Origin of the sequence: Rhizobium sp. CCGE 510, from assembly GCF_000292525.1 — a bacterium.
GTDB lineage: Bacteria > Pseudomonadota > Alphaproteobacteria > Rhizobiales > Rhizobiaceae > Rhizobium.
Window position 1 is genome coordinate 446901 of record NZ_AEYF01000045.1, and the last position, 20155, is coordinate 467055.

Sequence of the window (20155 nt, forward strand, 5' to 3'; positions counted from 1 at the left end):
AAGCACCATGAAGCTCGACGCCATCGACTTGCGCATTCTCGACGCCGTCCAGCGCGACGGCCGCATCACCAAGCTGGCGCTGGCCGAAAAGGCCGGCCTGTCGCCGACGCCGTGCTGGATGCGGCTGCGCAAGCTCGAAAAGGCAGGCATCATCACCGGCTACCATGCCCGCGTCGCGCCACGGCGCATCGCCCCGGTCGCCAGCGTGATGATGGAGGTGACGCTCGCCAACCATCGTCAGGCGGATTTCGAACGCTTCGAGCGCGCCGTCGCCGCAATCGCGGAGATCGTCGCCTGCTGGTCGGTCGGCGGTGGCGTCGATTATATCCTGAAAATCATCGCGCCCGATATCGACGCCTATCAGCGGCTAGTCGACGGGCTTCTCGACCGCGAACTCGGCATCGACCGCTACTTCACCTACATCGTCACCAAGACGGTGAAGGACGAAACAGTGCTTCCGGTCGCTTCCTTCGCCGCATCCGGCGAGGACCAGAGCGCGTCGTAGACAATCTCTCTATCCGGCGGCCGTGCTTTAGACCGTTTCTCTCTTTTCGCCATCGCCAAAGGACAATCTCTCGCCCGCTCCTGTGGAAGACTTTACGTCACCGCCACGAGGAGATTGGACATGACCGCCGTTTTTGCCCGCCCCGCCTATCACGACGCGCTGTCGCAACTTTCCGACCGCCATCTCCTGCGTGATCTCGCCTATGTCGGCGGCCGCTGGATCGCGGGCAAAACCGGCGAAAGTTTCGAGGTTACCGATCCCGCCTCCTCGGCGACGCTGGCTTGGGTTGCAAGCCTTGGCACGGACGAGACGGAGGCGGCGATCGATGCCGCGTCAGAGGCTCTTGCCGGCTGGCGCGCCATGCTGCCGCAGAACCGGGCGGTGATCCTGCGGAAGTGGCACGAACTGATGCTCGCGGCCAAGGAGGATCTGGCGCTGATCATGACGCTCGAACAGGGCAAGCCGCTGGCGGAATCGCGCGGAGAGATCGATTATGCCGCCTCCTTCGTCGAATGGTATGCCGAGGAAGGCAAGCGGGTGAACGCCGAAAACGTCACCAGCCATTTGCCCGGCACCGAAATGATCGTCCGGCGCGAGGCGCTCGGCGTCGTCGGTATCGTCACGCCCTGGAATTTCCCCGTTGCGATGATCACCCGAAAGGCTGCCGCGGCACTTGCCGCCGGCTGCACGGTTGTCGCCCACCCCTCTTCCGAGACACCGCTTTCGGCGCTTGCTCTTGCCGAGCTTGGCGAACGGGCCGGCATTCCGGCCGGCGTCTTCAACGTCGTCACGGGCAATGCCGCGAGGATCGTCGGACGCCTGTGTACCGACACCCGCCTGCGTGCCATCAGCTTCACCGGCTCGACCGGGATCGGGCGGCTGATCGCTGCCCAATGCGCGCCGACCCTGAAGCGGCTGGTGATGGAACTCGGCGGCCACGCTCCGCTGATCGTCTTCGATGACGCCGATATCGCCAAGGCGGTCGAGATCGCCATCGACGCCAAGTTTGCCACATCGGGCCAGGATTGCCTTGCCGCCAACCGTATCTTCGTCCAGCGGCGGATCGCTGACGACTTCGCCAAAGCCTTTGCCGCCCGCATCGCAAAGCTCAAGGTCGGCGCCGGGCTCGAGGATGGCGCCGAGATCGGGCCGCTGATGCATGAGCGCGCCGTCGCCAAGGTCGAAGAGCAGGTCTCCGACGCGCTGGCGCGCGGCGCCCGGCTCGTCACCGGCGGCCGGCGCCACAAGGCCGGCCGGCTTTTCTATGAGCCGACGCTTTTGACGGATGTGCCGGCGAATGCACTGATCATGCGCGAGGAAACCTTCGGGCCTGTGGCGGCCGTGATCACTTTCGACACCGAAGACGAGGTCATCGCCCGCGCCAACGATACCGAATACGGCCTCGTCGCCTATATCGTCACGGAGAACGGCGCCCGCCAGATGCGCCTCGGGCGCGCACTGGAATATGGCATGGTGGCAGTCAACCGCGTGAAGATCACCGGCGGCCCCATACCCTTCGGCGGCTGGAAGCAGTCCGGCCTCGGCCGCGAGGGTTCCCGCCATGGGCTCGAAGCCTTCACCGAGCTTAAATATCTCTGCATCGACACGGCGGGCTAAAGCTCTTTGTTTTTATGCATATCGTTGTCCCGGAACCGCTGCACACTTCCGAGCGACATGCATCAAGCCGCTCCATCTCAAGAAGAGGACACAACATGTTCGAGAAAAGCAACGAACTCACCGCCTGGGACCGCGATCACTTCTTCCATCCCTCGACGCATATGGGCATGCATGCGCGCGGCGAGACGCCGACGCGCGTCGTCGCCGGCGGCGAAGGCGTTTACATCACCGACACGACGGGACGCAAAAGTCTCGACGCCTTCGCCGGCCTCTATTGCGTCAATGTCGGCTATGGCCGCCAGAAGATCGCCGACGCGATCGCCGAACAGGCAAAGAACCTTGCCTATTACCATGCCTATGTCGGCCACGGCACCGAGGCCTCGATTACGCTGTCGAAGATGATTATCGACCGCGCCCCCGATAGCATGAGCCGCGTCTATTTCGGTCTCTCAGGTTCCGATGCCAACGAAACGAACATCAAGCTTATCTGGTATTACAACAACATCCTCGGCCGGCCCGACAAGAAGAAGATCATCTCGCGCTGGCGCGGTTATCACGGCTCCGGCGTCATGACCGGCAGCCTCACCGGCCTGGCACTCTTCCACAATGCCTTCGACTTGCCGCGCGCACCGGTGCTGCATACCGAAGCACCCTATTACTTCCGCCGCCCCGACCGGTCGATGGACGAGGAGCAGTTCTCGCAATATTGCGCTGACAAACTCGAGGAGATGATCCTCGCCGAAGGCCCCGACACGGTGGCCGCCTTCATCGGCGAACCCATCCTCGGCACCGGCGGCATCGTGCCGCCGCCGAAGAGCTATTGGCAGAAGATCCACGCGGTACTCGACAAATATGACATCCTGCTCGTCGCCGACGAAGTCGTCACCGGCTTCGGCCGTCTCGGCACGATGTTCGGCTCGGATCATTACAGCATGAAGCCGGACCTGATCACCATCGCCAAGGGACTGACCTCGGCCTACGCTCCCCTCTCCGGCACGATCGTTTCGGAGAAGATGTGGCAGGTGCTGGTGCAGGGGTCCGACGAGTTGGGGGCGATCGGTCACGGCTGGACCTATTCCGCCCATCCGATCTGCGCTGCTGCAGGCATTGCCAATCTCGAACTGATCGACGAGCTCGGCATCGTCGAGAATGCCGGCACGACCGGCGCCTATTTCCGCTCGGAACTGGCAAAAGCGGTGGGCAACCACCGCAACGTCGGCGATGTCCGTGGCGACGGCCTGATGGCGGCGGTCGAATTCGTCGAGGACAGGGACGACCGCAAACTCTTCGATGCCGGCCGCAAGATCGGCCCGCAGGTCGCCACTGCTCTTCTCGAACGCGGCGTCATCGGCCGCGCTATGCCGCAGGGCGATATCCTCGGCTTTGCCCCGCCGCTCTGCCTGACACGCGAGGAGGCCGACATCGTGGTGAAGGCGGCTGCGGACGCCATCGACACCGTCTTCAAGAACATCTGAGGGAGACGTTCAACATGACGATCCCGGAAAAGATGGCGGCGGTATTGCTGATCGGCCATGGCGGGTTGGAGAAGCTCGTCTATGACAGGAACGTGCCCGTCCCGAGGCCGGCGGACGGCGAGGTTCTGATCCGCGTCACGGCCTGCGGCATGAATAATACCGACGTCTGGGTTCGGCAAGGCGCCTACGGCACCGAGGACGATCCGTCCGCCGTCTCCACCTGGCGCCGGCAGGGCAATACGCTGACCTTTCCGCGCATTCAGGGCACCGATACGGTCGGCCATATCATCGCCGTCGGCGCCGGCGTCGATCCGGCACGGATCGGCCAACGCGTCATGGTCGACTTTTCGATCTACAACCGCGACGACGACAGCCTCGCCGATATCGATTACATGGGCCATGGCCGTGACGGCGGATATGCCGAATATATGGCGCTGCCGGCCGAGAACGCTCATGTCGTCGCAACCGATCTGACCGACATCCAACTCGCCACCTTCTGCTGCGCCTATCTGACCGGCGAGCGCATGCTGGAACGGGCAAGGCTTGCCGCCGGCGAACGCGTCCTCGTCACCGGTGCCTCGGGCGGCGTTGGCTCGGCGATCATTCAGCTCGCACGTGCCCGCGGCGCCGTCCCGATCGCAGTCGCAGGTCCCGGCAAGGAGGCGGCAATGCTCGAGATCGGCGCCGAAGCTGTGGTGACCCGTGGCAACGGCGATCTGGTCGAAGCCGTGCATTCCGCCAGCTGTGGCCAGCCCATCGATGTCGTCGCCGATCTCGTCGGCGGGCCGCTGTTCAACGACCTCCTGAAGATCCTGCGGCCGGAAGGCCGCTACACGACGGCCGGCGCCATCGCCGGCCCGGTCGTCCAGCTCGATCTGCGGACAATGTATCTGAAGCAGCTGGAGCTGCACGGCTCAAGCCAGGGAAGCCGCGTCGATTTCCGCCGGCTCGTCGGCTATATCGAAAGCCGGAAAATCCGGCCCCTCGTCGGCGGCGTTTATCCGCTGTCTGAATTCCACCGCGCCCAGACCGATTTCATGGCGAAGAACTTCGTCGGCAAATTGGTCGTGGTTCCCGACGAGAGATAGAGCGATCTCCGATCAGGCCGCAGGCGAACCTTATGGGTTTTGCGGCGTTTCACGGCCATGGACACGGGCAAAACGACATACCTCACCTCTGCCGAACTCGGGCGAATTCGCCGCGCTGCCGGGATCGCCCGTCTGATGGATACGGCGGTTCGATTGCCTTTCGTCGGCGTACGGGTCGGCGCGGACTCGGTCCTCGGCCTCATTCCGGCCGTCGGCGACATTGCCGGATCGCTGATCGGTCTGTTCATCATCGACGAGGCAAGGCGGCTCGGCCTTCCCGCCCACAAGCTCGCCCGCATGGCGGTCAATCTCGGCGTCGACGCCGCCTGCGGCACGGTCCCGCTGATCGGCGATATTTTCGATGTCTATTTCAAGTCTCACCGCCGCAACGTCGGCATCATCCTCGACCACTTCGGAATAAGCGAAGACGAGCTGAACCGGCGCATCTGACGAAGCCGAACGTCTCGGGATTGGATCACGGCCGAGCGACATCCTCAGCCAAGAACGCCAGAGCCGCCGCGCCGATAAGGCCCGAGTTCTGATCCAATGCCGCCAGCATCACCTTGACGTCCTTGAATGCCGGCATTGCCCATTGGCTGATATAGGCTTGAATGCCCGGTTGCAGCCGGTCGAACTCGTGGGAAAGCCCTCCCCCCATGACGATGATATCGGGGCTGAAGATATGGATCAGGCTGGTGAAGCCGCGACCGAGAATTTCCGCTTCCTCGTCGATCAGCTGATTGGCGAGACGATCGCCATTTCGGGCTGCGGCGAAAACGCTGCGGCTGTCGATGGCGCCGCCTAACGTCGTCTCGCGGCTTTCCATCGCCCGCATTTGGGCGCGCCGCGCAAAAGCCGGACCGGATCCATAGGCCTCGAAACAGCCCCGGTTGCCGCAAGGACAAGGCTCGCCGTTCGGTACGACCGACATGTGACCGACATGGGCCGCCATGCCCTTGCGGCCACGCACCACGCGACCGTCCGAGATAACGCCACCACCGATCCCGGTGCTCACCGTGACATAGACGAGGTTATCAAGGCCCTTGCCGATACCGAACTGCCACTCGCCGATCGCCGCGGCAATGGCGTCGTTTTCGAGATCGACCGAAAACGGAAAGCGCTTCTGCAACTCCGCCTTCAGCGGAAAATCGACGAAGCCGGAAAGGGTCGGGATATCAGTCGCAATACCTGCGACCGTATCGAGCGGGCCTGGAGCGGATACGCCGACGCCCACCACCGATGCGGGGTTCGATGCTGCAAGCAGCCGATCGGTGAGGCCGCAAATCTGAGCGAGCACCCGGTCGGGGCCGGCCAGCGCATCCGTTGGTTCAGCCAAGCGCGCCAGGATCCTGCCCTGCTCATCGACAAGGGCGGCCCGCACCTGCGTTCCGCCGAGGTCTATACCAATGGCAACCTGCTGCATGTGAAGACCAAGAGTTAGAGTGCGCGGACCCATGCCATCCGCTCATCGAGCGACGGCGCATTGAAAGCCAGGGAACCGAGAACCACTGTTTCCGCACCGGACTGGCGCAGGAGGGGCACAGTGTGTTCGCGAATGCCGCCATCGGCCGCCAGCACGATCCGATCGGCCGCACCGCAGCCGGCGATGATCTGCTTTGCCCGTTGAAGCCGGGCGCCGGCCTTTTCGTCGAGGCCCTGGCCCTTGACGCCGATCGCCGTGCCAAGCAGCGTCACAAAACGCAGCCGGGAAACATATTTCTCGATCCGCTCGACGGGGGTATCGATCTTGAGGACCATGCCAGCTGCAATAGCGCGGCGATCGAGAAAATCGAGAGCCTCATCGGCGACGCTTTCGTTTTCGACATGAAGACTGATCAGGTCGCTGCCGGCATCGGCGAACTGCTCGATCTGCGACAGGATGATGCTGTCGGCAACCATCAGATGAACATGGATCGGGCGCGCGGAAATTTTGCGCACACCGGCGACAAGATCGGGGAAAAACAACATTGCCGGCGCGAAATGGCCATCGGCGACATCGATGTGGAGGATGTCGACGTAAGGATCGACACGCGCGAGGTCATCGGCGAGACGCATGAGGTCGGCCGACCAGACGGAGAATTCGGCAATCAGCCGATCCTTAGGAAGATTGGCGATCCAGGTTTTTTGAGGGGTAGGCATTGCTTCAGAACTCCTTCAGAAAATTGCCGACGGCAAGGCGAAAGTCGGCGACATATTGCGGACGGCTCTCCGTTTTCGGCGTGATCTGCACGAAACTCGCGCCGTCAATCCGCGCGGCGAGAGCACGCGCGTGGCCAAGAGGATGAATGCTATCGCGATCATGGCCGATGACGAGCGTCGGCAAGGCGAGATTGCCGACGTCTGCGTCGGTCACATCAGGGCCGTCATTTGCGATCCTGGTCAGCAGTTCGGCGGTCACATCCAGAGGCGTGCGGGAGAAAAACCCGGCAAGCGAGGCGAGATTATCCGGCGCCTCTGCGGCGAGCCGTCCGCCGACGGGCCCGGCAAGAAATGCCTGCTTTGCCTCATCCGGCGGCAGGGTTTTCATGAGCCGCCCGACTTCAGCATTGGGCGCCATATTGTCCGGCGCCGATGCGGTCAACCAAGCCGGCCTTGCAATGATCAGAGCCTTGACAAGATCGGGCCGCTTGACCGCGAGACGCAAGGCGATCGCGGCCCCCATCGAGATGCCGCCGATCACGACCGGCACCGCAAGGTTTTTCTCGATGTAGGCGGCGATATCATCGCAAAAGGTCGAAATCGACAGTTGCTCCCGATTGCCGGCCCCCGAACGGCCGTGACCGCGGGCTTCGACCGTAACCCGGCGATAGCCGGTGTCGAGCGGAAAGACCTCATCCGTCTGCGCCGCGTCGCCGCATAGGCCGTGCTGGAATATTGCCGGTACACCCTCGCCCGCCATATCGACGTTGAGAATGGTCCCATCGCTGGTTTCGAACGATTGAACCCGTCTCATCGTCGTCTCCCCGCGCCTTCGCCGTCGAGGGCACTCTTCAGGAAGGTCGCCGTGCCCGCCGCCTCCGAGGCTGAGAGACCATGGGTTACAAGACTGCCGGAAAAGCCAATCGCCTTGAGGCGGCCGAGATAATGCGCATAGTCGAGCACGCCCTTGCCGGCGGTCGCGAAACTGCCGTCTGGATTGCGGTCTTTCGCATGCGCCATGACGATTCGATCGGCCAGAAGATCGATCGCGGAAGACACGACGCGCCGCTGATCGTCTAGCGTCGCAACCTCGAAAAGATTGGCCGGATCGAGCACGATCTTGATGCGGGGGCTCTTCAGCGCCGAGATCAGCCGATGGGCTTTCTCAGCCGAGTTGACCACATTGGCAAGCTCGGGCTCTATGCCAAGATCCACATCGTAGCGTTCGGCGATTGCGACGGCCGCTTCCATGGCTGCGAGGAGATCGCGCCAAGCTGCCGGCGTGTCGTTGTCGGCATGCGCCTTCCACTGGTCGATGGGGTCACGTGTGCCGGTGCAGAGCGTGATCAGGCCCGTTGACATGCCGGCGCAACGTTCGGCCAACGTCGCCAATTTTCGAAGCCCGGCCTCGCGCAGGGCCGGATCGGGATGGATCATGTTGTAGGTGCCGGATACGGCGACGATCTCGACGCCGCTGCTTAGCGCCGCCTCAGTGACCAAGCGCGCCTCAGCCTCGGTAATCGTCTCCGGCATTGGCGGCAGGCCCGAGCAGGCCATATTGTATTGCGCTGAGGTAAACCCAGCCTGGGCGACCGAATTGAGGACCGTCGAGGGCTCCGTTCCGTCGAAGGTCTTTGCGAAAATGCCGAGCTTCATCAAACGCCACCCGTGACGTCAGCCAGCGCGACCGCCTTGCCGCTTTCGACGGAGCGCGCGACGGCGACCATCGCCCGTACGGAGGCCAGACCATCATCGATGTCGGCGCCTTCCATCACTGCACCATCCAGAATGGTGCGGGCGAAGCCTTCGACCTGACGGCGGTAGAAATGACCGTCAGCACCGAGAACGCGATGGGTTGCGCCATCGGCTTCCCGGAAAATGTCGACCTCGCTGCTCTTGTAGTACCACGGGTTATAGGTCTTGCCCAAAATGCTGCCGTTCTTGCCGTAAATCTGGAAACCTTCATGCCAGTCCATGCGCACCTGGACGGTGAGATCGAGGTGGCCGAGCGTGCCGGAGGCAAATTCCACGTCGACGAACCAGCACCAGATACCGGCTCGTTCGGACAGACGAGCGGTGACGGAAACGATATCGCCGGCGAAATACCGTGCCGTGTCGATCAGGTGGCAACCATGCGCAAGCATGTAGTAGCGGCGCAGGTCGGCTTTTGGATTGGCGGAGGGTTTTCGCGCATTGGCGCTGCTGACGATCAGGGGCTGGACCGCGTCGGTCATCGGATAACGGTGGGTGCTGTCGCAATACCATGCTTTCAAAGCAACCATCTCACCCATCTCATCGCGGATGAAGGATTTCGCCGCCTGGAGCCCTGCGTCGAAACGCTTCATATGCCCGACTTGAAACACTTTTCCCGACCGATCGACCGCCGCCTTCAATTCAAGGCATTCTTCGACGGTGACACCGACGGGTTTCTCGCACAGCACATGCTTGCCGGCCTGAAGGGCGCGGATGGAAGCCGGGACGTGAAAGGCATCGGCGGTCGCGATGATCACGGCATCGAGGTCGGGATCGGCAAGCATCTTGTCGTAGTCGTCATAGGTTTTGCCAGCCCCATGAGTGATTGCCATACGTTCACGGAGATCCGCGGCGACGTCGCAGATCGCATAGAGATCGGCATTGGCAGCCTTCGTGCAGCTCTCGAAGTGCGCCGACTGGGCAATCTGGCCGGCTCCCAGTACGCCAATGCGGAGGCGTCGTTCCTGTATTACTGGCATCGATAAGCCCTTTGTCGGATGTTGAAGATGAACGCCGGTTTCGGCGCCGAATGGAGTGGCTTTCAAGACGTCAAACGCCGAAGACGTCTTTCGCCGGCCGAACCGCCATCAGCGCCTCTTGGCTTTCCCTGGTCAGTTCAAAGCCATGTGTGTTTGAGGATGGAAAAAATGAAGTTTCGCCGGGTCGATTGCCAGATTGATCGATTGGCCCGTCTCGACCGCACTGACAGCTTCGAAGCGGGCGACGGCGTTGGCGGCCCCGCTCAAGTCTTCGACGGCGTCGGGATCGCCCGAGTCGATCCGGACCGCGTCGATCTTCAAATGCACGATCAACTCCGAGCCGAGCTCCTCGATCGACTTCACGAGAACAGGGATCGTCGGATGGGACGCCCCGGACGGCAACTGGCTGTCGTAGAGATCCTCGGGCCGGACGCCAAAGATCAGCGCCTTTCCCTCGAAGGCGGAAAGGCCGGGAGCCCGCTCAAAAGCACCGTCGGACAAGGGGATGGAGAAACCCGGCAGATGGATCCGCATGCCCTCCAGACGCCCTTCGAATAGGTTCATCGACGGCGACCCGATGAAGCCTGCGACAAACGCATTGACCGGGCGGTGATATAGGGCCTTGGGCGTGTCCACCTGCTGGAGCACGCCGCCCTTCAGCACCGCGACGCGATCGCCCATGGTCAGGGCTTCAGTCTGGTCGTGCGTCACGTAAATCGTCGTCACGCCCAGCTGTCGCTGCAGGCTCGCGATCTCGGCGCGCATTTGAACACGCAGCTTGGCATCGAGGTTGGAAAGCGGCTCGTCCATGAGGAATGCCGCGGGCTCGCGGACCATGGCGCGGCCCATCGCAACACGCTGGCGCTGACCGCCGGAAAGCTGTGCGGGCTTGTTGCCCAGCAAGCTTTCCAGCTGCAAGATCTTGGCGATCTCGTGCACGCGCTTGGTTCGCTCGACCTTGGTCTTTCCGGCCAGCTTCATCGAAAAGGCGATGTTGTCGAACACCGTCATGTGCGGATAAAGCGCATAACTCTGAAAGACCATGGCAATGTCCCGGTCCTTCGGTGCGAGATCCACGACGTCCTGACCGCCGATGCTCAAGGTTCCACTGCTGATTTCCTCAAGCCCGGCAATCATGCGGAGCGCGGTCGACTTTCCGCATCCGGATGGGCCGACCAGGATCAGAAACTCGCCATCATGGATCGTCAGGCTCAGATCCTTGATCGCATGGTAGTTGTTTCCATAGGTCTTGCAGATTTTGTCGAGTACAACCACTGCCACGTCTCATCCTCCCGTATCAGTCCGCTCACGTCTTCAAACGGCGCTCCCCACCGTCGCCGATCCTTTCGACAAGAAGGCTCAGGCCTGAGCTTAAAAGTCAACAAAAGAATCGAGGCCATAGCGCCACGCTTTATCGATTACTCACTATATCTATTTGAATTTGTTTATTTTTATAACGGCAAAAATGATCTTTTTGCGCAATAATATTTTTTAACGCGCGTAATTTTTAAGATCAACACGGCAGCTGTTGAAAGATCTTTCAACCCTTACAATCAGCCGTGCGACTCCGCTCAGGCGGTGGACGACGTCGGCACGCACTACCTCGCGTTAATCGTGATATCCGGGGATCGGGCGCGGCTTGGGTGCATTTTCCGCCGCCATCCATGCCAGGCATGTCCGATTGTCTGGCAGGCCTCTGCGCCCTCCCCGTGCGGTCACGGAAATCGCAGCAGCCGTCGTCGCATAGGCAACGCAATCAAGCGGGCTCTTACCCTCAGCAAGCGCAAGAGCGTAGGCACCGTGAAAACAATCGCCGGCGCCGGTCGTGTCGACCGCCTGAACCTGATAGGCCGGCAAATGCCATCGGGTGGTGTCGCCTTTCTGGCGCAGGTAGCTCCCTCGTTCGCCGTCGGTCAGGACAACAGCGGACCGGTCCGTTGCCCAGAGCCTATAAAGAATGGCCGCTGGATCATCTTCACCGGTGTACTCTCTAGCGAAAGCGAGCGGCAGCACCAGATGATCGGCGAAGGCGAGGATTCGGTCCGTCGCCGCACCGACCGTCCATTCGATATCGGCTATCACGGCCAGGCCAAGCGCCCGCGCCCGCGCCACAACGGTTTCCGACTGCGTCGCGTAACCGTCGATCAGCAGGACCGAGGCCTGCATCAAAACATCGTCGGGTAGCGCGTCCGACGTGCCATGCAGCACATCGTCGTCATAGGCTATGAACCGGTCGCCGTCAGGACCGACCGTGATCACCGAGCGGATCGGCGCGGCAGCGGCATGGCGTGGCGCCAGGGAAATGTCGACACCCTCGCGCTCGAGCTCGGCACCGGCCAGATCGGCCGCAGGCTCATCACCGAGCCATCCGATGAAGCCGGCGCGCCCGCCAAGCCGGGCGACGGCGACAAGAGCCGTCGCCACGTTGCCGCCATGGTCCGTGGTCCGCTTCGTCACCTTCCCCTTGCCGGCCGAAAGCCCCCGATCGACATAGATGATGTCATCGATTGCGAGGGCACCGAAGCCCAGAACCTGGAGGGAGCGCGACATGTCTCACGCCCTGGCAGCCGCCAGTGCCTCTTCTGGCGCCATCCCCTTATGAATGACGAGCTTGAAGGCGCGCGCCGCCATGGTCGTATCGCCGTGGCCCCAAAGGTTGCGGCCGACGACCGCGCCCTTGGCGCCAGCGCGCAACGCTTCCGAGGTCTGGACGAGCGCTCCAAGCAGCGTATCGGTCTTCGGGCCGCCGGCGATCACCACCGGGATCGGGCAGGTCGCGACGGTTTCCCGGAAGGACTCGAAATCTCCGGTGTAGCCGACCTTGATCACGTCGACACCGGCTTCGAAACCGATGCGAACCGCATAAGCAATTTCATCCGGGGTAAACACGATCTTGCCGCCATCGGAGAAATCACGGGGATAGACGTGGGCGACGACCGGCATCTCGTAGCGGGCGGCGGCGTTGACCGTGTCGGTCAGCCAGCGGATGTACTCTCCTTCGGTAGCGCCACGCACCGGAATGGCGACAGCCAGGGCGTCTGCACCATATCGCACCGCGTCTTCCGGGGTCGCAATGAGCTGGCGAATCCGGTCGTCGGCGGTGAAGCAACCACCCTGAATGACGAGGGCTGCCTTCCCGGCATATTCCGACCACAGGTGGCGCGCAGCACCCGGCTGGATGCTGATGTAGTCGGGGCCTCCCGCCATGACGCGTCTGAGCGCGCCCGGCAGATCGGCAAGCCCGCCCTCGCGAACATTGCCATAACCGACGAAATGATCGACCGCGCCTCCAAACAAATGACCCGATGGGTTGGAGAACAGGCGTGCGAGGCGGATTTTGGTTCCGAGACCCATGGCGATATTTCCTTTTGCAATTGCTGGCTTTGCGATTGACGACTTTGGTGCTGGAAAAAACCCTAACTCGAAAACAAACAAATGTTCAATATTTCGAATTCTTTCGTTTCCACGCGGAAAGAAAATTTTTAACGTGCTTTTTTCCCTTCATAGAGCTATTTCTGCAGCAGAAGCCGTAAGAACACGCGGCTTGCTTTCGTTTTTCAAAAGTCGTGTTACCGCAACGGCGCGCGCGGGAGTCGGGATCGCACATGCTTGCAGAACAGAGGCGGCAGCAGATCATGCTGGAACTCCAACGGGTCGGCCAGGCCCGCACCCGCCAGCTCGCGGAATTCTTCGAGGTCTCGGAAGTCACGATCCGCTCCGACCTCGAGATTATGGATGCGAAGAAGCAGTTGATCAAAACCCATGGCGGGGCAATCGCTCTGCCGTCCGACTCGCCGGCCGCAGCCTTCGAGGAGCGCATGCAGCGTAATTTCGAGGCGAAGCGACGGATCGCCCAGATGGCCGCGCGGCAAATCATCGACAACCAGTCGATCGTGTTCGACAGCGGTTCGACGCTGCTGCAAGTGGCCATGCAGATGCCGCCGGTCAACAACGTCGTGGTGGCGACGACGGCGATGAACATCGCCCAGCATCTGATGTACCGGCCGGGACTTGACGTGCACATGATCGGCGGCCGGGTTTTTCCCAGCACCGTGAGCACGATCGTCTCGGACTCCGACAAGGCGGTCGGCGGTCTCGTCGCCCACCAGGCCTTTGTGAGCGCCCACGCGATCGATCAGGCCTTCGACGTCGTCGATGTCTCCGAGGACATTGCGCGGACCAAGCGCAACCTGGTTCGCATGGCCCGGCGCGTCGTGCTTGTGGCGGATTCGAGCAAATTCGACATCGGCGCCTCCTCCAAAGCCTTCTCGCTGTCGCGCGTCGATCTGATCATCACGGACAGCAACATGCCGCACAGCATTCGTCACCGGCTGGACAAGCTCGGCGTGGAGGTTCGCTACGCGTGACCGGCAGCCAGCCCCTCCGGTTTAATAGAGGGCCAGGAGAGGCTTGGACACGCGCGAAAGGTTTCTACCGACGCCTGGGGAAACGAGGTCGGCTAGAACCCCAACTGTCGAAGCGTCTCACGGTTGACGCGAACAGCCGCGGCCGGATCGGTTCCGGCATGGTCCGATTCTTCCTCCACCACGATCCAGCCTGTGAACTCCGGCGCATCCCGAACAGCCGAAATCACGGCGGCTACGTCGCAGACGCCTTCGCCGAGCATCGCCCAGGTCCCGCCGGCGTCGACATCCTTCAGATGCACGTAGCGGATACGGTCCCGGTAGGCCGAAAGCGTATCGTCGATCTGCTGGCCGCCACGCAGGATATGGCCGGTATCCGGAACCCAACCCACCCGGGGATCGAGGAGAGCAAACAGGCGGTCATAATCGTTCCGGGTGAAGAGGAGCGTATTGTGGTGCGAGGACGGGTGGACAGCCACGGTGACGCCGGCCGACCGTCCGATCTCGGTCGCACGATTGTAGCACTCCGCCGCGATGGCGAACTTCTCATCGCGCGGGCCATCCGAAACGACGGTCGCCGACCCCATCGACACCATCGCACCGGGAAAGTTCGCCACGAAATCCACCCATCGCCGCGCCGTCTCCAGATCGGAAACGATATTTTCCGCCATCGTGAAGCCGCTGGCGGAGCCAAAGGCAAAGGACACCAGCGTCAGACCGGCATCCGAGAGGGTGCGGGCAAAACCCGCGGGATCGAGCGCGTAGTGACCGATCATCGTGTCGGTGATTTCGAGACCGGCATATCCGCCATCGGTGATGGCGCGCACCAGATCGTCCGGCCCGCCGCCCCAACCCTTGCCCAGCATCTCCCAGGTGAATGTCTGGCAGCCGATCTTCAGCGCAGCATTGTTCATTTCTTGGTCCTGACCTATCCGATGGTGACAGCCGCTATACCGAAGCCGATGTTTTTCGCGCAGACGATCACTGGCGGCGCTTGGCGCCCGGAATTGCCGAAAAGCATTTTTCAAGGAGGATGTCGAACTCCCGAACGAAGGCCTCTTCGTCTGAGATTGCGACGCCTCCCAACGTCTTGTCATTTCGTAGGAGAAAATGTTATCGTGCGTCAACATAAATTATTGCTTGCGCGCAACTCTCCAAACATCAAACGACAAGGTCAGGTTCTCAATGGAAGGGACCAATGAAATGAAACTCAGGATCGGCGTTGTGGGATGCGGCAATATTTCGCTCGCCTATATGCACAATGCGCCGCTGTTTCGCGGCGTCGAAATCACCGCCTGTGCCGATCTCAATGCAGACGCCGCCAAGCGCCGCGCCGCTGAGTTCAACCTGCGGGCGGCCGACGTCGATGCCCTCATTGACGACGGGAATATCGACCTGATCCTCAACCTGACGATCCCGGCTGCCCATTTCGACGTTTCGATGCGGGCCCTGTCGGCGGGCAAACATGTCTTTACCGAGAAGCCGCTCGGCGTCACGGCCGCAGAAGGACGCCGATTGGTGGATGCGGCTGCCGAGAAGGGCCTCATGCTCGGTTCGGCGCCCGACACCTTCCTGGGGGCGGCCGGACGGCATGCTCGGCGGCAGATGGAAGCCGGCGCCATCGGCAAGCTGGTGACGGGAACAGCCTTCATGATGGGCCGCGGCATGGAGCACTGGCATCCGGACCCCAGTTTCTACTATCAGGCCGGCGCCGGCCCGGTGATGGACATGGGCCCTTATTACCTGACGATGATGGTCAATCTGATGGGGCCGATCCGGCGTGTGCAGGCCGTCGCCACAAGCGGGCAGGAAGAGCGGCTGATCACCGCCGAGGGGCCGAAGCAAGGCACCAGGTTCAAAGTGGGAACACCGACTAGCGTGCTTTCGCTACTGGAATTCGATTGCGGCGCCACAGTCACCTTCGGCACCTCCTGGGACGTCTTCCGCCACTCCAACCACCCCATTGAGCTTCACGGCACCGAAGGATCGCTGCGCCTGCCCGACCCTGACAATTTCGGCGGCCGTGTCGCGCTTTCCAGTCGTGGCGCGCCCTGGGAGGAAACCGATACATCAGGCGAACTCTTCGGTGCGGTCAACTGGCCGATCGCAGCACCGGACCGTGCCAACTATCGCATGCTTGGCCTTGCCGATCTCGCCCGCGCCATCATTGAAGGCCGTACGCCGCGCGCTTCGGGCGATCTCGCGCTGCATGTGCTTGATGTCATGGAAGCAATCCTTCGGGCAGGCGAAACCGGCGTCGCGCAGACCATTCCGGGTACTGTCGTCCAGCCAAGGGAATTGCGGGAAGACGAAGCACGGAGCCTGCTCGCATGACACAACTGGATGAATCCGCAAGACGCGCACTTGCGTGGCCGGGCAATCCGCAGGAGCCAGTGGAAAGCTGCACGCCGGCGCTGGCGCGGCAACAATATCTGGACGGCTTCGCAGACATCCAGTGGCCGCTCGAGGATGTGGCCGAGATGTTGGAAAGGCATGCCGGCGCCATCCGGTTGAAGATATGGCGCGGCCGCACCGCGCCGCGCGAGCGGGCTCCCGCCCTGCTTTATATCCATGGTGGCGGCTTTGTGATCGGCGCGCCGGAAACCCATGAGGACATCTGCCGGACGCTTGCCAATATGGCCGGCGCCGTCGTGATTTCGCCCGACTATCGCCTCGCCCCGGGACATCCCTTTCCGGCGGCGATCGAAGACTGCGCGGCCGCGCTCATCTGGATGACGGATCAGGCTGCTGCGCTCGGCATCGATCCGGCGCGAATTGTCGTTGGCGGCGACAGTGCCGGCGGAAATCTCGCCGCCGTCATCGCTCTGCTGGCGCGCGACGGACAGGTACCTGATATCATCGGTCAGGTGTTGATCTATCCGGTGACCGACCAGTTGCAGGCAACCGACAGCTACTTGCGCTACGACGAGGGTTTCGGCCTGACAGCAGCGGCGATGAGATGGTTCCGGGACCACTATCTGCCGGACCCTGCTAACAGGTCCGAGTGGCGGGCCTCGCCGCTTCGCGCGGCGTCACTGGCGGGCGTGGCGCCCGCCGTCGTGATCCTTGCCGGCCACGACGTGCTGTTCGACGAAGGGGCACTCTATGCCGAGCGGCTGAGTTCAGAAGCCCAGGCCACCAGCCACATCTGGCCTGGACAGATCCATGGCTTCGTCTCTAAGCGCCGGGCCATTCCGGAAGCGCAAGAGGCTCTTGAAGCCATTGCAACGGCATGGCGCACGATGGACCCGGCACTCACGCGTTGAACCGAAACGGCCCCCGGCCTCAAGCCGAGTCGCGCATCACCAAGGTCGCCTCCAGGATCACCCTGTTTGTCGGAGGGGTCGTACCCTCGTCTTCGCTTTCGATATGAGAAAGCAAAAGCTCCACGGATTTCGCTGCGATCTCCGGCGCGTTCTGAGCCATCGTCGTCAGTGACGGACAGGTATATCGGCTCAGCGGATGATCGTCGTGCCCGGCGATGCGCACGTCGCAGCCGTCGTTGCGGCCGATTTTCAGGCCGGAAGCGAATGCAGCCGCCATAGCGCCGAAAGCGAAGCGGTCGTTGGCGCAGAGGAGTGTTTTGCCGGGCAGGCCGCCACGCGCAAGAATTCTCTGCATCTGCTCGTATCCGAGACGCTCGAACTCCCAGGATGGTGGTGCGTCACAATCGATGACCAGCGGCGGATGGCCCTCCCTTGCCATGGTCGCACGGTAGCTCGCCTGCCGCTCGCCGGCGTTTTCCGTCAGATGCGGAATTTCCAGGAATATCGGCGGCTCACCGGACCGGCAGAGATACTGCACAATGGCTGCCATGCTTTGCGCGTTGTCGTTGCCGACGTAAGGAAGGTCGCCGCTGGCCGGATTGTCGAAGCAGACGACGGGGATTGCGTCCTTCAGCCTTTCCAGCGCGGAGCGGCGCAAGCCGGCTCCGAGCGGCGCCACGATCGCACCTGCAACCTTCAGCGAGAGCAAGGTCCGCACCGCCTCGGCTTCCAGCTCCGGCCGCGTGTGCGACGAGATCTGGACTGGCCAGAAACCTTTTTCGCGCAACTCCAGCTCAATCAGCGACACGACCTGCACATAAAAGGGATCCGACATGGTCGGGACCAGGATCCCAATATTTCTGGTCCGCTTGCGATTGAGATGCCGCGCGAAAAGGTTCGGCTCGAAATTCGACTTCTTCAGCGCCGCCTCGATACGCTTGCGGGTCACCTCCTTGATCTGCGAGGGATCATCAAAATATTTCGATAGCGTCGGACGCGATACGCCGGAGGCGGTCGCGAAATCGTCCATCGATTTATAACTTTTCTTGGCCATTCAGTTCCTTATCGGCGGGACGAGGCGCCGGATCAAAGTGATTTCACATCAACGGCAAATCCACTGACGCGCCAAATCACGCATGGGGCAATTTGTACAGAGCGATTTTGGCGCCCTGAATCGCCGACGATCACCGGTAGTTGGCGCTACCTAATATTTTCGACACACACCTCGGCTCCTTTCGAAAACCGAAATATTCCCTCCATCTGCGATTTGCGGCTCCTGCGCCTCGTGGTTGCAAAACGCCTGCTTCAGGCCGAAAATCGGGAAATTCGCAGTGACGATAACGGACTTCCGACGTTTCGATTTGTTGGGCAAACTTTCATTTGTTTACGAAAGTAAAGAAAAAATGAGTCACAAGCAACACAAATGCTCGAAAAAAATATTGATTACGAAAACAGATTTTATATCGGTTTATCAGTATTTTATCCTAAAATTTGCGGGCTGCGCGCACCTCTCATCCTTTCTCGATCGCAGTTCTTCGTTGACAGATAGGGGCATCAGGGAACCTACTTTGTCCACGGTCTTGAGGAGGATCGATTAACTGAAATCTATGGGAGGCACAGATGAATATCAGAAAATTCAGCGTGACGATGCGGGCGGCCGTGGCCGTGTGGGCGCTTTGCGCCACATCGGCATTTGCCGACACCACCATCGAATTCATTCAATGGTGGGAACCGGAGATGCCCTCCGGCGCGCTGCGCGGCATCATGAACGATTTCGAGGCGGCAAACCCCGGCATCAAGGTGACGTTGGTCAGCGGTCCCTATGCTACGACGCGTGACCAGATCGTCGTCGGCGCCGCCTCCGGAACACTCAGCGACGTCGTCGGCCTAGATGGCGCCTGGGTCAACGGGCTTGCCAAGCAGGGCGCGATCGCCTCCATGGACGAACTGATGGAGAAGGCGAAGTACGACAAGAGCCAGATCACCGATATCGTCAAGGTCGATGGCAAGAGCGTGATGTTCCCGCTGGCTTCCTTCGTCTACCCGGTCTTCGTCAACCTGGATATCGCCAAGGCGTCTGGCGTCGACAAATTGCCGACCACGCGCACGGAATTCGCCGAAGCCGCCAAGAAGATGACCGACGGCTCGAAGAACCAGTATGGTTGGGTTCTGCCGCTATCGCTGCAGTCCCCGAGCGGAATCCAGAACGACGTGATGTCCTGGGTCTGGGCCTCCGGCGCCTCGATGATGAAGGACGGCAAGCCCGATCTTGAAAATGACGCCGTCGTCGGCACGCTCGACTATCTTGCTTCCCTCAACAAGGAAGGCGTTATTTCTCCCGGCATTTTCGCCAAGAAGGAACAGGACAAGGTCGAGGAATTCGTCAATGGCCGCGTCGGCATGATGGTCGATTCCCTCGCGCATGTGAACCTCATCCGCGAGCGCAATCCGAAGCTGAAGTTCGGCATCTCGGCCCTGCCGGCAACCGACGGCTACACCGGCAAACGCGGCATGCCCTATGCTTCCTGGGGCATCGGCATCAGCGAGGGCAGCAAGCACAAGGAAGAAGCCTGGAAGCTTGTGGAATACCTGATGAGCCCCGACGTCAACGGCCGCCTGGTCTCGATTGCCAACGCCTTCCCCGGCAACGTCCATGCCAAGCCGGACTTCGTGGCATCCGACCCGATCTTCGCGGAAGCTTTCAAAATCTTCCAGAGCGGCTATCCTGCAAATGAATTCGTCGGCCTTCCGGTTGCCGAAGAGCTGATGCGGGACATGAACGTCGAAGTTCAGAAGATGTTCGACGGTGGCCAGTCGGCCAAGGACGCGGCTGCCAATACCGAGAAGGCCTGGCTCGCGAAGTTCTAAGAACGTCGCTTTCACGAGATCGCTTTCACGAGATCTCCGGCAGCGCGACCTGGCGCTGCCGGAGAAGGTCGTCAAATCTTCGCAGAATGGGAAGTCACAGC

The 20155-nt window shown here is 61.4% G+C and carries 19 protein-coding genes; 9 read left to right on the forward strand and 10 right to left on the reverse strand.

What is annotated here, in order from left to right; genetic code table 11:
• Positions 1-7: 7 nt before the first annotated feature.
• The 5 genes from RCCGE510_RS26215 to RCCGE510_RS26235 all read left to right on the forward strand — a co-directional run bounded on the left by RCCGE510_RS26215 (position 8) and on the right by RCCGE510_RS26235 (position 5135).
• On the forward strand, positions 8-505 hold the full coding sequence (locus RCCGE510_RS26215; protein ID WP_007635022.1) for an Lrp/AsnC family transcriptional regulator: 498 nt from the start codon (positions 8-10) through the stop codon (positions 503-505).
• Positions 506-625: 120 nt separating this feature from the next.
• Positions 626-2122, forward strand: coding sequence for an NAD-dependent succinate-semialdehyde dehydrogenase (locus RCCGE510_RS26220; RefSeq protein WP_007635024.1), 1497 nt, complete (start codon positions 626-628; stop codon positions 2120-2122).
• Between the two features lie 95 nt (positions 2123-2217).
• Entirely contained in the window at positions 2218-3597 is a 1380-nt protein-coding gene (locus tag RCCGE510_RS26225; RefSeq protein ID WP_007635027.1) for an aspartate aminotransferase family protein, read from the forward strand.
• A gap of 14 nt (positions 3598-3611) precedes the next feature.
• Complete coding sequence (locus RCCGE510_RS26230; RefSeq protein ID WP_007635029.1) at positions 3612-4685, forward strand: alcohol dehydrogenase family protein; 1074 nt, start codon at positions 3612-3614, stop codon at positions 4683-4685.
• Between the two features lie 57 nt (positions 4686-4742).
• A complete protein-coding gene (locus RCCGE510_RS26235) occupies positions 4743-5135 on the forward strand; it encodes a DUF4112 domain-containing protein (RefSeq protein ID WP_037079727.1) in 393 nt (130 codons plus the stop codon).
• 25 nt (positions 5136-5160) lie between these two features.
• On the opposite strand, the gene RCCGE510_RS26240 is transcribed toward RCCGE510_RS26235, so the two are convergent.
• The 8 genes from RCCGE510_RS26240 to RCCGE510_RS26275 all read right to left on the reverse strand — a co-directional run bounded on the left by RCCGE510_RS26240 (position 5161) and on the right by RCCGE510_RS26275 (position 12910).
• Entirely contained in the window at positions 5161-6108 is a 948-nt protein-coding gene (locus RCCGE510_RS26240) for an ROK family protein (protein WP_007635033.1), read from the reverse strand.
• 14 nt (positions 6109-6122) lie between these two features.
• Positions 6123-6824 (reverse strand): ribulose-phosphate 3-epimerase, encoded by a 702-nt coding sequence (locus RCCGE510_RS26245; protein ID WP_007635035.1) that lies wholly within the window; start codon positions 6822-6824, stop codon positions 6123-6125.
• A 4-nt stretch (positions 6825-6828) separates the two neighbouring features.
• Entirely contained in the window at positions 6829-7638 is an 810-nt protein-coding gene (locus tag RCCGE510_RS26250; RefSeq protein WP_007635037.1) for an alpha/beta hydrolase, read from the reverse strand.
• Positions 7635-8480: a sugar phosphate isomerase/epimerase gene (locus RCCGE510_RS26255; protein WP_007635038.1), complete on the reverse strand. Its 846-nt coding sequence runs from the start codon at positions 8478-8480 to the stop codon at positions 7635-7637. The genes RCCGE510_RS26250 and RCCGE510_RS26255 overlap by 4 nt, the downstream gene beginning before the upstream one ends.
• Positions 8480-9556, reverse strand: coding sequence for a Gfo/Idh/MocA family oxidoreductase (locus RCCGE510_RS26260; protein ID WP_007635039.1), 1077 nt, complete (start codon positions 9554-9556; stop codon positions 8480-8482). Before RCCGE510_RS26260 ends, RCCGE510_RS26255 begins: the two co-directional genes overlap by 1 nt.
• A 132-nt stretch (positions 9557-9688) precedes the next feature.
• Positions 9689-10837: a sn-glycerol-3-phosphate ABC transporter ATP-binding protein UgpC gene (gene ugpC, locus RCCGE510_RS26265; RefSeq protein ID WP_007635040.1), complete on the reverse strand. Its 1149-nt coding sequence runs from the start codon at positions 10835-10837 to the stop codon at positions 9689-9691.
• A 327-nt stretch (positions 10838-11164) separates the two neighbouring features.
• On the reverse strand, positions 11165-12106 hold the full coding sequence (locus RCCGE510_RS26270; protein WP_007635042.1) for a PfkB family carbohydrate kinase: 942 nt from the start codon (positions 12104-12106) through the stop codon (positions 11165-11167).
• A gap of 3 nt (positions 12107-12109) precedes the next feature.
• Positions 12110-12910 carry a class I fructose-bisphosphate aldolase gene (locus RCCGE510_RS26275; RefSeq protein WP_007635043.1) on the reverse strand — a complete coding sequence of 267 codons (801 nt, stop codon included), beginning with the start codon at positions 12908-12910 and terminating at the stop codon, positions 12110-12112.
• Between the two features lie 251 nt (positions 12911-13161).
• Here RCCGE510_RS26275 and RCCGE510_RS26280 point away from each other — a divergent pair, with 251 nt between their 5' ends.
• Entirely contained in the window at positions 13162-13923 is a 762-nt protein-coding gene (locus RCCGE510_RS26280; RefSeq protein ID WP_007635044.1) for a DeoR/GlpR family DNA-binding transcription regulator, read from the forward strand.
• Between the two features lie 92 nt (positions 13924-14015).
• Here RCCGE510_RS26280 and RCCGE510_RS26285 read toward each other — a convergent pair whose 3' ends face one another.
• Positions 14016-14834 carry a sugar phosphate isomerase/epimerase gene (locus RCCGE510_RS26285; protein ID WP_007635045.1) on the reverse strand — a complete coding sequence of 273 codons (819 nt, stop codon included), beginning with the start codon at positions 14832-14834 and terminating at the stop codon, positions 14016-14018.
• Positions 14835-15105: 271 nt separating this feature from the next.
• Between RCCGE510_RS26285 and RCCGE510_RS26290 the strand changes: the two genes are divergently transcribed.
• Together RCCGE510_RS26290 and RCCGE510_RS26295 are read left to right on the forward strand one after the other, a co-directional pair.
• The gene (locus RCCGE510_RS26290) at positions 15106-16254 is read left to right on the forward strand and encodes a Gfo/Idh/MocA family oxidoreductase (RefSeq protein WP_007635046.1); all 1149 of its coding nucleotides are present in this window, start codon (positions 15106-15108) and stop codon (positions 16252-16254) included.
• The gene (locus RCCGE510_RS26295; RefSeq protein WP_007635047.1) at positions 16251-17186 is read left to right on the forward strand and encodes an alpha/beta hydrolase; all 936 of its coding nucleotides are present in this window, start codon (positions 16251-16253) and stop codon (positions 17184-17186) included. Before RCCGE510_RS26290 ends, RCCGE510_RS26295 begins: the two co-directional genes overlap by 4 nt.
• Before the next feature lie 19 nt (positions 17187-17205).
• On the opposite strand, the gene RCCGE510_RS26300 is transcribed toward RCCGE510_RS26295, so the two are convergent.
• The gene (locus tag RCCGE510_RS26300; RefSeq protein ID WP_007635048.1) at positions 17206-18240 is read right to left on the reverse strand and encodes a LacI family DNA-binding transcriptional regulator; all 1035 of its coding nucleotides are present in this window, start codon (positions 18238-18240) and stop codon (positions 17206-17208) included.
• Positions 18241-18806: 566 nt separating this feature from the next.
• Between RCCGE510_RS26300 and RCCGE510_RS26310 the strand changes: the two genes are divergently transcribed.
• Positions 18807-20054, forward strand: coding sequence for a sugar ABC transporter substrate-binding protein (locus RCCGE510_RS26310; RefSeq protein WP_007635049.1), 1248 nt, complete (start codon positions 18807-18809; stop codon positions 20052-20054).
• The last annotated feature ends 101 nt before the right edge of the window (positions 20055-20155 follow it).

Coding starts and splice junctions, on each gene's coding strand:
- RCCGE510_RS26215 (WP_007635022.1), top strand. CDS start 8: ATGAAGCTCGACGCCATCGACTTGCGCATTCTCGACGCCGTCCAGCGC.
- RCCGE510_RS26220 (WP_007635024.1), top strand. CDS start 626: ATGACCGCCGTTTTTGCCCGCCCCGCCTATCACGACGCGCTGTCGCAA.
- RCCGE510_RS26225 (WP_007635027.1), top strand. CDS start 2,218: ATGTTCGAGAAAAGCAACGAACTCACCGCCTGGGACCGCGATCACTTC.
- RCCGE510_RS26230 (WP_007635029.1), top strand. CDS start 3,612: ATGACGATCCCGGAAAAGATGGCGGCGGTATTGCTGATCGGCCATGGC.
- RCCGE510_RS26235 (WP_037079727.1), top strand. CDS start 4,743: ATGGACACGGGCAAAACGACATACCTCACCTCTGCCGAACTCGGGCGA.
- RCCGE510_RS26240 (WP_007635033.1), bottom strand. CDS start 6,108: ATGCAGCAGGTTGCCATTGGTATAGACCTCGGCGGAACGCAGGTGCGG.
- RCCGE510_RS26245 (WP_007635035.1), bottom strand. CDS start 6,824: ATGCCTACCCCTCAAAAAACCTGGATCGCCAATCTTCCTAAGGATCGG.
- RCCGE510_RS26250 (WP_007635037.1), bottom strand. CDS start 7,638: ATGAGACGGGTTCAATCGTTCGAAACCAGCGATGGGACCATTCTCAAC.
- RCCGE510_RS26255 (WP_007635038.1), bottom strand. CDS start 8,480: ATGAAGCTCGGCATTTTCGCAAAGACCTTCGACGGAACGGAGCCCTCG.
- RCCGE510_RS26260 (WP_007635039.1), bottom strand. CDS start 9,556: ATGCCAGTAATACAGGAACGACGCCTCCGCATTGGCGTACTGGGAGCC.
- RCCGE510_RS26270 (WP_007635042.1), bottom strand. CDS start 12,106: ATGTCGCGCTCCCTCCAGGTTCTGGGCTTCGGTGCCCTCGCAATCGAT.
- RCCGE510_RS26275 (WP_007635043.1), bottom strand. CDS start 12,910: ATGGGTCTCGGAACCAAAATCCGCCTCGCACGCCTGTTCTCCAACCCA.
- RCCGE510_RS26280 (WP_007635044.1), top strand. CDS start 13,162: ATGCTTGCAGAACAGAGGCGGCAGCAGATCATGCTGGAACTCCAACGG.
- RCCGE510_RS26285 (WP_007635045.1), bottom strand. CDS start 14,834: ATGAACAATGCTGCGCTGAAGATCGGCTGCCAGACATTCACCTGGGAG.
- RCCGE510_RS26290 (WP_007635046.1), top strand. CDS start 15,106: ATGGAAGGGACCAATGAAATGAAACTCAGGATCGGCGTTGTGGGATGC.
- RCCGE510_RS26295 (WP_007635047.1), top strand. CDS start 16,251: ATGACACAACTGGATGAATCCGCAAGACGCGCACTTGCGTGGCCGGGC.
- RCCGE510_RS26300 (WP_007635048.1), bottom strand. CDS start 18,240: ATGGCCAAGAAAAGTTATAAATCGATGGACGATTTCGCGACCGCCTCC.
- RCCGE510_RS26310 (WP_007635049.1), top strand. CDS start 18,807: ATGAATATCAGAAAATTCAGCGTGACGATGCGGGCGGCCGTGGCCGTG.